Raw genomic sequence first — 12,838 nt, 5'->3', positions numbered from 1 at the left:
CATTCGTGGTCACCTTGCGCGTCCACGGGCTCCACCTCATCGCGCCGTGGATCTGCCCCTGGGGAGACGAGCCGCTCTGGTCCGGGCGGACGCTGAAACCGGCCTGGACGTTGCCTTCGACCGACTGCTCGCGCGACTTCTCGTAAGCCGACTTGGTGCCGCCGGCGTGCATCCTTTCGTTGCCGGAGCCGGCATCGGTGACGGCGACCACCTTCGGCTTGCTCAGCGACACCGCCATGCCGAGCCCACCGACCCGGTCGGCCAGCCGCCGGTGGTAGCGGAACCCGCCGCTCTGCGCCCCCTGAGTCACGAACCTGGACAGATTCGCACGGAACGCCTCGGGCTCGAACAGCCGGTCCACGCGCTTGCGCGCCTCGCCGCCGGGCAGGCCCAGCACCGCGTCCCCGCCCGCCGCGCGCTGCAGCTGCCGCAGCGCCTCGTCCCGCAGGTGCTCGGTGTTGGCGATGGCCTCCGCATACAGGAACTTCGGCGGCGTCGTTTCCTGCTGGCTCGCCCAGTGCTCGGTGAGCAGCTCGTCGATGCTCGGCGCCTGGTCCTCGCGCACCACGGTGGTCCCCGGCGCGCCCGGCGCGAACCTCGCCGGGTCCTTCCGCAGCGCCGCGCTGTCGCTGATCCACAGATCGACCTCACCGGAGATCTTCGGCAGCCCTTGATCACCGGTCCTGGCGATCGTGGACACCTTGGGCGTGACCCGCAGCGGCGAGCCGGGCGTCAGGCGCTTCACCCACTGACGGTTGCGGGTGTAGCGGGTGATCTCCACCTCGAACTCGACGTCGTGCCGGAACACCTGCGCGTTCGGGTGGCCGCCCGCGGTCACCGCGCTGGCCATGGTCGGGCCGCCGGAGTTCTTCCAGGTCCGGTTGTCTATGTACTGCGCCGGGGTGAACGCCGGGTTGATCCGCCGGCCGGGGGTGGTCAGCGGGGTGTTGGTCGGCAGGCCGACGCGGCCCTCGAGAGCGACCGACCAGCCCCGCTCGGTGCTCGTGGCGCTGCCCACCTCCGGCTTCGTCTCGGCGTTGGCCCGTACCGATCGCCCGTCGGCCTGCCCGAGGTGCCTGCCCGGGGAGAGCTTCGCCTTGACCGTCACGTTGATGTACTCGTCGGTGAACAGCCCGGTTCGTTTGAACTGCACCGAGACGCCGGGGCCGAGCAGGCTGTCCATTTTGGACCGCAGGGCCGCCGGGGAGAAGGCCGCGGTCAGCTTGCGCAGGTTCGCCAGCCGTTCGCCGACTTCCCGGCTGGCGCCGGTGTTGTTGTCCCGCTGCAGCTTGTCCCAGCGCGGGAAGAACTTCGCGTACCCGGGCTGGTCCTGCAACGCCTTCTCGATCTGTGGCTGCAGCTCGGTCGCCGGGGTGAAGGTCCCGGCATGCACGTTCCCGGCCGAGGCCGCGGCGACCAGGTACGGAGGTTCGTATCGCGCGCTGGTGAAGGTGAACCTGCCTTTGGTGCCCTTCGGCACCGGCAGGCCTTGTGCCTTGGCCTCGGGCAGCCCCATCCGCGCGTACACGGTGGCCGGGACGGTGACCGTGTCACCGGTGGAGGAGGTGATCCCGACGTCGACGGTGAGCTTGTACAAGCCGATGTCGCCCTTGACGTTCACCGAAGACTTGCTGGTGACGGTACTGCCACTGACCGACGTCTCCCCGCGCCTGCGGGTCAGCGAACCGGTCATCCCACCGACCGCGCCGAGGCCACCGGGCGTGTATGCGCCGCCGCCGAACGTGGGGGACACATCCATGCCGAACTTCGACTCGGCCTCGGAACTGCCGACGTTCACCGAAGAATCGTTGAACCGCAGTTCGCTCTTCCCCGGGACGACCCCGACCAGCTCGGCATCGGTCGGCTTCGCGGTCAGCTGGACGGCGTCGCGGTGCGCGGCGTGCGGGCTCAGCAGGTCGTTCGAAGTCACCTTGCCGCCCTGCAGCGCGGAGCCGATGGCGTCGCGCACCATCGGGCCGCTCAGGAAATCACGCAGCACGGCCCGGCCGGGTGCACTGAAACCGGTCACCGAAGGCGGCAGATTCTCCCGCACCCGCTCGAACAGCCTGTGCTCGTCCAGCACCACGGCTTCCGGAACCAGGAATTCGATCTTCTTCGCCCAGTCCGGCTCGGGGCCGGCGGACCGCTCGAGTTCCGGCACCGTCATCTTGCTCAGGTCGGTGGAGAGCACCAGCCCGACCCCGCCCTCCACCGAGGTCCCGGTGATCGTGCCGGTCTCGGTGCGCACCGTGATGTCGAAGGTGACCCCGACATCGGCACGCTGCTGGTCCCCGGCGGAGCGGATCACCCGCTGGTCGGTACCGGTGACGGTGGACTTGTGCGCGATCGCCGGCGTGGCGAGCTGGGCCGAGACCGCGACCGAGGCGTACGGGCCGAGCGCGGGGAACGCCGCGAAGTAGGAGGTACCGATCTGGGACGCGGTGGTGAGGTTGCTCGCCTGGGAATGGGTGGTCTTGGCCTCGTCCTTGAGATCGGTGTTCAGCGCCGTGGTGACCGGCCGCACCTGGCTTGCGCCGACCCCGGCCAGGTGGGGCTTGGCCCGGACGTGCACCTCATACCACCTGTCGTGCACCCGAACCATCGACGTGCGGCCCTTGCCCATGAAGGACTCGAAACCAGGACCGCTGAGGGTGTCCACGATCGCGTCGATACCGCGCGGCTCCGGCATCGCGTCCCGCCGCGGATCCAGCCGCTGGACGAGCCCGCGGATGGCGGCGCCCACGGCGGGGCCGCCCCGCACGTCGACCGGCCCGACCGAGCCGAGCGCGTGCCCGTCCCGGACGAACTGCGGCAGCCGCTCGGCGAAGGGGCGGCGGTCCTGCTCCTCGGTGGAGGATTCGTCGTGGTCGTCCGGCGGAGTGGAGTCCTGGGTCAGCTCGGCGTTTTCCGGGATCGAGGGCAGGTTCCGATCCGGCCGCGGCTCCGGCTGAGGCCGCCGCGGCGGCAGGTCCTGCAGTTCGATGCCCGGCTCGTCGTCGACCGGGGGCTTCGGGGCGGGCGCGACGTCTTCCCGTTCGAGGGAAACGTCGACGCCGGAGTCGGCCGATCCCCTCCGGCCGAGCAGGGTACGCACCGCCATCGGCGGCGGAGCCACCGCCACCGGGCCTTCGGGCTGTTTGCCCTTCGGCGTCCAGCTCGCCACCAGCTGGTCGAAGAACTCGGCCCGCCGTGGGGCCTGCTCCCGCAACCGATCCGGCTCGAGGAAGTAGTACTTGGCCGTCTCGGCCATGTCCTCGCTCGGGTTCGTCGTGCCATAGCGAGTGATCGGGCGTTCACCGGCGAACTCGGGCGAGCCGTCGGCGTGCCAGTAACCGGTGTGCTCGTTGAATTCCGGCTTGTGGTCACCGAGTTCACGGGCGACGCGCGTCGCGAAAGCGGACGCGGGCTCCTTCTCACCGCGGACGAAGACATCGGGGTGCTCGGTTTCCAGCCGGGCGACGAACGCCGCACGCCGCGGCGACCGGCTCGCCAGCCGATCGCGGCCGAGTTCGTGCCACATGATCGACGTCCGGAAATCGTCCGCGGCAGTGCGCACATGCGGCGTGATCGGCGGCTCGGCTTCCGGACGCCGCAGCGGGCTGCCGTCCTCATTCCAGCTGCCGACGTGGCGCTGGTAATCCTTCAGCGCGTACCTGAGCAGACCGTGGGACAGTTCGCGGGTCACGGTGCCTTCGAGGCCCCGCACGCCACCGCCGAATTCCTTGCTGAGCACGGCGGACGCGTAGAGGTTGACCGTCTTGTGCGACCCGATGTATTCGCCGCCCATACCCAGCGACGGAAGGCCCTTTTCCAGCCCGAGCGTCACCCCGCCGATGTTCTGGACTTCCTGCTCGATACCGGCACGGCTGGAATTCTCCCGCTGTGCTCCGATGATCGGCGCGTAATGCCGAAGGGCGGCGTCGACCGCGGCCTGCTCCTCGCCCGTCAGCGAGCGGGGCCGGACCCGGTTGAACGAGGACGGCTTGGCTTTCGGATTGCTTTCCCGGACCGCCTCGTGCCCACGATGGGAATCGATGCCCACCCCGGTCTGCGGGTCCCGTGGCCGGCTGGACACCGTCGTGACCCCCGGCGCCGGGCGCGCCGGCGCGACGGACGGGCCGTCGTCGGCCACGAGGACGGCACCGAAACTGCGCAGGTTGCGCGCGGTGCCCTTGGGGTCCTTGGAGTCCTTGGGGTCCTTGGCCGCGGGGTCGTCCGGCTCGGCATCCTTGGCCGTGGCGTCGTTGGGCCCGGAACCCTTTTCCGTGAACGGCTTCCCCACCGCGTCCTCGTTGACCGAGGTGTCGTGTCCGGACTCTTCGGGCTTCTCGGCGACCACCGCCGGCACGTCGAACCCGAGCGCCTTCAGACCCGCCTCGTTCACCCGGAGCCAGATCTGGCCGTCCTGGTCGATACGCTCCTCGACGGACTTGCGGGAATTGCGGTTCGTCCGCGAGACGTCCCAGTTCAGTTCCGCGCTGACCAGGTAGCTCTTGCCGGAGGACTTCTTCGGAGCCGACGTCTCGGTACGCGCCTCGGCCTGTTTGCTGCCGAGTTCCTTCTTGATCCCTTCCGGTTTCGTCATGAGAGCGGTCACGGCCTCGGAGAGCAGGTGCGCTTCGCCGGTGGTGTCCTTCTTGCCCTTGACCACCGTCTTGTGCGGCTCGTCGAACTCGTGCTCGATCGTGGCGCCGGGAATCTCGCCCAGCAGTTTCAGATTGGTGAGGTCACTCTTGATCGACACCGACGAAACCGTCGTGCTGTGAACGTCGGCCACCAGGCCGTGCGGCGAAAGCGTGTCCCGGAACTGCTCGTTGACCTGGACGGATCCGGTACCGAGCAGCAACCGGTAGGCGCGCCGCGAGTTCAGCCCGCCGACCTGGTCACGCACCCACTGGTGCAACTTCGGCGCAGAGGCGGGCAACGGCACGATCGCCGCCTCGTCGGGGAAGCCGTGCACGCCGCTTTCGTCCTGGAGCGCCCACCATTCGCGCAGTGAGCCCTCCGCCTGCGAGGCGACCGGCTCGCTGCGCACCGGCAGGTATTCCGGCGACTTGAAGCGCACCGCGTTCTCGGAAAGCGTGAACCTGCCCGCATTGAAGGAACCGTTCACCGGCTCCCGGCGCAGGAACGGAATGAACCGCCGGTACATACCGGACCGCGCGTGCGGGAACAGTTCCAGTTCGATTTCCAGATCGGCGCCGTGGACTTCCGCCGGACCACTCCAGCGGAATGTGGTGGTGTACTGCTTCTCATCGCTGGATTCGGTGCTCTTGGTGTTCTTGTCGCTCAGCCCCGCCTTCGGCGCCAGCGCCTTGTCGAGCAGCGAGAAGCCGGGGATCTCGGGGATCGCCGGCGTGACGTTCACCGTCAGGCCCTTGGTCCAGTTCGACTGCTTGCCCGTGACCGGCTTCTTCCCGGTCTTCACCGTGACGGTCTGGCTGTACTGCGCCGATTCGCCGAGGTGCCGCCCGCCGACGACCCGCGCCTTCAGCACCCCCAGCTGCTCCAGCTTGCCGGAATCGCCGATGCGCTCGCCGTGCACCGGCAGGCCGCCGCCGCGCATTTCGCGGACCATCGCGTCGAAACCGCCCTGCGACAGCTTGCGGCCCAGGTCCGCGACCAACCTGTCGTGCAGCTTCTCGTACTTCTCTCGCGCCTCCGGCTGCGCGACGGTCGATTCCCAGCTGCGCAAGGCCTTGCGCAGCTGGGACTGGAAGTCACGCACCACATCCGGGCGCCCCGGCCCGATCGACCCGGCACCGCGCTCGGCCGCCTCCGGCAGGCCGGCCGGTGTTTCGGTCTCGGTCTCCGGCCGCATCTGGTCCTGCTGCTCGGTTTCCTTCTCGGTTTCCGGTTGCGTTTCGGACCGCGGCCGCTTCTCCTGCGCCACCTCGGAGTCCACAGTAGACGGAGCGCGGGCGGCCAGGTAACGCTCACGGTCCGCGGGATCCAGATTGGTGAGATCGTGTGCGGTCAGCTCGCCGATGGTGGACAGCTCGCCGGCCCGCACCCAGACCCGCACCGCGTCCGGCACGAACTTGACCTTGCGCTGGTCGGCCGAGGTCTGCGGATGCTGGTCGCCGAGCGGGCCGGTGGTGCTCTCGTGCACCGACACGTCCAGCAGGTGGTGCGCGTCGTACTCGACCAGGTAGCCGCGTTCCACATCGGACTCGGTGCTTTCGGTGCTGCCCGTGACGGACATCTTCGCGCTCGGGCCACGGCTGTAGCCCGCCGTGGTCTCGGCGCCGACACTCGCCTTGCCCCCGGTGTCCAGGGAGGTGCTGAAGGTCGCCTTGACGCCGGTCGAGCGGGAATGCGAGGTCGTGACCTCGGTGCGCACCCTCCTCGTCTGGCTGAATTGGTGCGCTTCTTCCCGGTCGATGACCCGCGGGTTGAAGTACTGCGTCGTCAGCGACCCGGTTCCGATGAGGTCCCGGCTGCCCAGCAACCCCTGGTCGTTGTAACTCTCCAGCGGCAGCACGTCCGACGAGCGGGTGGCGAGTTCCATGCGGGCCTGCCGGGCCTCCGAGCCCGCCCACCGCTCCACCGCGTCGTGCGAGACGTCCTTGTCCTTCGCATCGCCACGATGCGCACCCAGTGCCGACGCCCTGGATCCCAGCGCCAACTGCTTGATCGCCTCGCCCGCCTTCGCGCGGCGCCCCTGCGCGTCCGGCGGCTTCAGCAGGCTCTTGAAGGTCGAGCCGAGGTGGCGAATCGGCTTGATGGCCTCCAGGTCGTAATCCAGCGGCAGCTCACCTGGACGGGCGTGGGAAAGGTCGACGGAATCGACCTCGTCCCAGCCGGTCTCCCGGCGTGCCGGATCCCGGCGGACGTCCACACCTTCGCCCCGCCGCTTCAAGGCGAGGATCTGCACCTCGGCGGACGTGCTCCACTCCTGCGAGTCCAGCTGATCCACATCCAGGCCGAGCCGCGCCCGGATGTTCGCGGAATAGCGGTACCGGTGCACATCGCCGTCCCCGCGCTTCGGCGAATCCGGATCCGGCAGCGCGGCCGCGCGGGAGCGTTCGAGTTCCACCGTCCGGGAGACGTCCCCACTGTCGGAGCGCTCCTGGGAGACACCGAGATCCCCGCCGAGCGTGGCCAGTGCCACCTGGCCCTCGGCGTTGAGATTCGCGCCGATCTGCCGGATCCGCTGACTGTCGAGCTGGGTCGCGTCACTGGCGATGAGTTTGTGGTCGATCTCCCGCCAGGGAACCTTGCCCCGGTACTCGCCGGCACCGTTGTCCGTATTTCCGTCGAAGTACAGATCCTTGTCCCCGGGAAGCGGGAACCGGACCGGATCGCCCCGCTCGAACAGGGTTTTCGCGTTCTCGTTGAGGAATTCCGCGAAGCGGTGCTGGACCCCGCTCAGTTCGCGATCGAGGCCAAGGGAGTGCAGCGCGGGGCCGAGGACTTCGCGCATGAGCTTGGCCTGCGTCTCGACCGGCAGCAGCCACGAGGCATGGAACTGGTCGGCCACCTCGGCGCGGGGAATGCCGGACTTGGGCCTGCGGCCGCTGAGTTCGGATTCCGTATCGGATTGCGGGGCCGACTCTGTCTCGCCCGGCCGGGACAGCCACAGCCTTGCCCTGCCGGGCACCCGCGTCGCGGACGGGGCATCGGTGCTGCGCCGGGTATCCGGGCCTGGGACAGCAGGCTCGATCGGCCTGTTGTTCTCCGGGTCCTTCATGGTCAACACGTAGTCGAACGCGAGGTCGTGCGAGTTGAAGTTTCCTTCGACCGCCGAGGTCTTCGCCGACCCGTACGCTTCGGTCTCGTTACGCGTGTCGGTGTTCGACTTGGTGTACGACAGCTTTCCGCCGGCTTTCACACCGGGTACGCCGTGGACTTCCTCACCGACCGAATGCGTGAGGGACCCGCCCCATTTTTCTTTCGAAGCATGGGACTGGCGGTACTCACCACTCACGTTCCGCTGATGCGAGATGCGCTTGAGCCCCACCCCGACCGGAACGGTGCGCAGCTCGGCCACCCCGTCCGGCGGCGCGAGCGCGACCGAGAACACGACCGGGCCGGGCTCGTTGAACCGGAACGACTTCTCCGCCACGTGCCCGTTGATCAGCTCGTCGGCGAAGTCCGGGCCGAGGTTGTTCAACCAGGTGCGGAACTTCTCGACCTCCGGGTCGGTGCTCTCCAGCCCGTACTTCTGCCGCACGGTGTCGAAGACATTGCCCAGCCCGGCGAACCGGATGTGCTGAACCGACTTGCGCTGCGAGGAATCCGGGGAATAGCTGAGCAGTACCGGATCCGGCAGCCCCTCGGCCGGCACGTGGTGCGTCGGCCAGGACAGCCGCACCGGCATTTCCATTGCCCAGGAGACGGACTTGCGGCTGCGGCTGAACGGTCCGCCCGGCTTCGGGGTGGCGGTGATCTCGTAGGTCACATGGCGCCGCGAGGTCCGGCTCCGCAGATCCTCGGACGTCGACACCTTGTGCCCGCGGGTCTTCTTCATCGAGATGGAGTCGTGCGTCTCCTTCCCGAGCCCTTCCACGGAAAAGCCGGGCTTCCCACCCGGTGTGGACGGGATGAACGACGACGCGACGCCCGAGAGGTTGATCGGCGTGCGATCCCTGGTATCGGTGGAAGAGGTCTCATCCGGCTGCGACTCGTAGGACACCTGCCGCGAGGAGGAGGAATCCGTTTCTCTCGCATCGTGCGCCAGATCGTCTTCCCGGATACCGACGACCCGGACATCGACCTTGAAGTCGCCGATCTCCAGCTTGATCCCGGCCAGCGACTTCGGGAAGTCGCCCAGGTTCTCGTCCGAGAGTTCGTCCACTTTGGACACCGTGGCGCCGTCCGATCCGGTCAGCGAGGCGATGCGCTGCCGCAGGTCCCGCCAGTCGGGACGGTCGACGATCGCCGGCTGCTCCAGTTCCGCCTGCAACACCCATTCCCGGCTGACCGGATCGACCACGGCCGGGATCGACGACAACGGCCCGGCCCGGCGCAGGCTCGAATGCGGCGAGGGCTCGCTGCCGCGCGACAACTGCGAGGACGGCCGCCGCTCCTCGAGCATCCGGCTCCGGTCCGGCGGTGCCTCGTAGGAGGACCGCGGCGACCCGGCGGAATGCGGCGACGGCGGCGGTTCCAGGTGCTGACGCCCGGGCGAGCGAGGCGCACCACCCTTGAGCCCCGGACGTTCCGGACGCGCCAGATCCAGCTCCTGCGCGATCCGCTCGGCCACGGCCCGGACCTGCCCCGGCCGTCCGGCCTCGGCGTGCAGGAGCTGGTCCACGACCAGGCGGACCCGCGGGCCGTATCGATCGCTGATCGCCTGCCGGTCCAGAATCAGCCCATCCGAACCTTGGAGCAGCGTCCGCAGGCGGTCTTCCTGCACCGGGCTGAACTCGTGCGGGTAATCGGCGACCGCCGGCTCGTACCGCTGCAGGAATCGCTCGCCCACCGCCCGGATCTCCGGCTCGGAAACCGGCTGCACGGCCAGGCTCGGCGCCGGATCCGGCGTCCGTTCTGCGCGCGGCCTGTCCTTTTCGTTCGGCTTACCGGCCGAGACGGCCGGGTTCCGGTCGGTCGACGATGGCGTGGTCCCCTTGGCGGGGATGTCGCCCTTCGTGCCAGACTCCGTTTTGGCGTCCACGTTCCGGCCCGGCACAGGACCGGCCGGAGTGGTCCCGGGAGTTTCCGACTGTCCATTACGGACTTCTTCAAGTCCAGTGTGGACACTCGACTGACCGGGCCGCTCGTTCGCCGGATCCTGATGCGTGGCAGGAGTTTCCGGCTGCCTGCCGGAGGGCTCGCCGTGGTGCTGGACCCCGGCGACGTGCGACTGGCTCGAATCCGCCGGGACATCGCTGCCGGGCCGCAACGAGGCAGGCAGGTCAGTGCTGGTCTGCACGCCGTGCGCTGTCGAGGACTCGTGCGTGACACCGGAATCGACCGGGCCGGAAGACGTTCTGACCCCGTCGACACTCCCCGAAACCGGCGGCGGCGTCGCCCGGTCGCCGGACAGCTCCCGCCCGCCGGTGGATACGCCGGACTTGCTCCCGGTGTCGGCCGCGGGCTGGGTTCCGGTGGTGGAGCCCGTGTTCGGCTGGTTGACGTTCGTGGACGGGCTGGTGACACCGGAGTTCTGTCCACCGGTCACCTTGCTCTCGACGCCCGCGTTCGGGCCGGTCGCGGTGTTCCCGGTGAAGCCCTGCCCGGTGGTCGTCTCGTTCGTGGCGACCGAGTGCTGTCCGGAAGGCGCGTCATCCGTGTGCCGCCCGGGAGCCGTACCGTCGCTGAGGCCCGGGCGCTGGTCGGCCATGGTACCACCGGCGACCTCGGTGTTGACGCCTTCGCGGTGCCCCGGAGTCGTACCGCCAGGCAAGCCCGAGTGCTGGTCGGGCGTGGTACCCGAGTGTTGCCCGACCGCGGTGTCGCCGGTGAATCCCGTGTTCGGGGCCGGGGTCGAGTGCGACCCGCCGCGGCCCGCATCGGGCGAAGTAGCCGGGACACCGCTGGTGTCCGTGTAGGACCCCGGCGTGGCGCCCTCGTTCGAGTCGTGCGTGCCGACGGTCGCGGGCGGAACGGTGTGCGCGGTGCCCGGCGGGACGGCCGGACCAGCGTGCTCGCCCACCGACGGCGGAGCAACCGAACCGGCATGCTCCCCCACCGGCGACGGAGCAACCGAACCGGGGTGCTCGCCTACCGGCGACGGAGCAACCGAACCAGCATGCTCCCCCACCGGCGACGGAGCAACCGAACCGGGGTGCTCGCCTACCGGCGACGGAGCAACCGAACCAGCATGCTCCCCCACCGGCGACGGAGCAACCGAACCGGGGTGGCCGCTCGTCGACGATGGGACGGGACCCGTGCCGGAGACCTGGCCCGGGGCGGAGGTGTGTGTCTCGCCGCTGCCAAGGCTCGGCCCGGTGTGCGAGATCTCCGGCGTACCAATGCTGCCCTGGTGGCCGGCCGGAGTCGTCCCGGGCATCGTCGTGGTGCTGCCGGGGGTCGACCCGGGCTCCGTCGGAGTGCTGCCGGAGTGACTGCCCGGAGTGCTACTGGGCGCGGCCGGAGTGCCATCGAAGTGACTGCCGGGAGTCGTCCCCGGTGCCGCTGAAGTGTTCCCGGCCTGGCTGCCCGGAGTGCCGTCCAGCGCCTCCGGGGTGCCCTCGGAGTGGCGCCGCTCCTGACCGGCAGCGGCCGCGTCGCCCTCAGGGCCGCTCTCGTAGCCGCTGTCATAGCCGTCGTCGCTGTGCTTGTCGCCGAAACCGGGCAGTCCACCGTCGAGAGAGGTGCCGGTTCCGGGCGATCCGACGTCGGTGACAACGGAATGGCCGCCGGTCGCAGGCGAATTGGCCGCCGCCGGGCCAGGCGACACGGTCGAGTTTTCCCCGAGCGGCGAATCCACAACGCTCGAAGAATCGCCCACACTCGGCGAGTGGCTCGAGACCGGAGAATTGCCGGTAACCGGCGAATTCACCACACCAGGCGAACTGCCCGCCACCGGCGGCGCGACGGAACCGGGGGCATTCCCCGGCGTCGAGCCGGATTTACCCGGCGCGGAACCGGTCGAGGTGGGCTGTCCGCCGCCAGTGGGAGGCTGACCTGACGGGGCCGGCCCGGCAGGCGTGTTCCGCGTGCCCGGCTGGCCGCCATTCGCGGCGAAAGTCCCACCGCCGCCGGCGAGGGATCCACCATTTCCGAACACGGGTGCGCCACTCGATGGCGTTTCGTTTCCGGTATGCACCCCTGGAGGAGCCGTATTCTGCTCGCCCCTGGGGACACTCGGCGATTCCGAATAGGGCGGCGGCGCTTCGGAATACGGTGGTGGCGCGCTTTCCCCAGTAAAGGACGGCGGCCTGCTCGGAGCACCACCGGGCTTTTCCGAATACGGTGGCGGAAGCTCATCGGTCACCAGCTGGTCGCCGAGACGATCCTCGTATGACGGCGCCGGATCGTTCGGAATCTCAATGTCGCCGAACGAGTCGTTCTTGACGTCACCGGTGGAACTGCCGGCATCCGGCCCCGTCGCCTTGGCGCTGTCGCCGTAGTACTTGTCGTGCATGCTCTGGCCGAAACGACCGGCACCATGGGTGGCCGTACCACTCAGGAAACCATTGAGCGCACCCCAGCCCAGGCTGTCGAAACCGCCGCCGAAAGCGAGCGCACCGGTCACTCCGGCCACAACTTCGGTCGCCGCTTCGACGCCGCCTGCCCCGAGCGCGGTGTTGCCGCGCTTGCCCAGCACGCCGTGCGCCGCGTGGGCGAAGAGGCCGGCGACGCCGCCGATCACCGCGCTCTGCCAGACCGCGTCGCTGAGCCCGTGCCGGTTGCCCTGTGCGATCTGGATGACGTCCGCGAGCGCCTGCTCCGCGGCTTCCTGGGCGGCCTCGATCGCAGCACCGCGGCCCAGCTGGCCGGCCAGGCTGATCAGACGCTCCATCAAGGTCTTCTCGGCCGCCTGCACCGCGCCGCGTCCAGCCCCCCAGATCGCCGGGATCAGCGGTGCGGTGAACGGGTTCGACGCCGCCCAGATCAGGTCCGCCGCGGTCACCACGATCGCGATCAGCATGCTGTACTTGGCATTTTCCTGATCGAGCGCGAACTGCCGCAGAGCCTCCGCCTGCCGCTGGGCCTGCGCGATGTAGCCGTTGCCGATCGTGCTCAGCTTGCCGACGAACTCGGTGAAATTAGCCGCCACGTCGCCGCCGACATTCGCGGTGACCTGCTCGGCGAGCCGGTTGAACCCGGCGCTCGCCGTCGCGATCTCCTGCGCGATCTGATCCCATTCGGCGGCCAGCTGCCGCAGCGCGTCCTCGTCGGCCTTCGGCCAGGCGTCACCCGCAAGAGGGTAGAAGACCCAATCCAT

At 69.3% G+C, this 12,838-nt stretch carries 1 protein-coding gene (cut by a window edge); it reads right to left on the bottom strand.

Annotation, left to right across the window (positions count from 1 at the left end; translation table 11 throughout):
- Positions 1-12,838, bottom strand: partial view of a scabin-related ADP-ribosyltransferase gene (locus D5S19_RS12720; protein ID WP_147397378.1) — the beginning only. 64,385 nt of this gene lie to the left of the window's left edge; only the first 12,838 of its 77,223 coding nucleotides appear in the window; the start codon lies at positions 12,836-12,838; the stop codon falls past the left edge of the window.

This window comes from Amycolatopsis panacis, assembly GCF_003600245.1.
Taxonomy (GTDB): Bacteria; Actinomycetota; Actinomycetes; order Mycobacteriales; family Pseudonocardiaceae; genus Amycolatopsis; species Amycolatopsis sulphurea.
This window is presented reverse-complemented; position numbering and strand designations above follow the sequence as displayed.